Consider the following 551-nt stretch of genomic DNA (forward strand, 5'->3'; position numbering starts at 1 on the left):
TCTTTTAGCCTCTAAATCTAAAAAAGCATTAACATAAGAATCATATTGTCTAATCTCTTTAACTTCTTTACTTATAGGGTCATTTACTAATGTTTCGTAATTACTGCTTCCGCTTTGTACACCTACTATTTTTCCTTTTAACTCTTCTTTACTATTAATATCATCTCTGTCAGAATATTTTGCTATCATAAGTCTATTATAAAGATATGGTTTAGTGAAATTAACTTGTTGTTTTCTACTTTCATTAACGGCAAATCCATTCCATATAACATCAACATCACCTTTCTTTAAACTCAATATAGCACTAGACCAGTCTATAGGTTTAGCCTCAAGCTCCACCCCCAAACGATTGGCTACTTCTCTAGCTAAATCTATATCAAAACCAACTATATCTCCATTATCATCTCTAAACCCCATAGGAGCTAAAGTGTCATCTAAACCTAATACTAATTTTCCATTCTCTTTTATTTTTTGTAGAGAATTATCTATTGCAGATGCTTCTGTATTTTGTGTTTGAGTTTTTGAGCAAGATATAGCAAAAATAAATATAA

General features: G+C 30.3%; 1 protein-coding gene. It reads right to left on the reverse strand.

The annotated features are described in order from the left end of the window. Positions 1-549 (reverse strand): transporter substrate-binding domain-containing protein (locus E6A48_RS11895; RefSeq protein WP_308461609.1); only part of this gene is annotated, 549 nt, incomplete at its 3' end. Positions 550-551: the final 2 nt, after the last annotated feature.

This window comes from Brachyspira pilosicoli (genome assembly GCF_019402445.1).
In the GTDB taxonomy this organism is placed as follows: Bacteria; Spirochaetota; Brachyspiria; order Brachyspirales; family Brachyspiraceae; genus Brachyspira; species Brachyspira pilosicoli_B.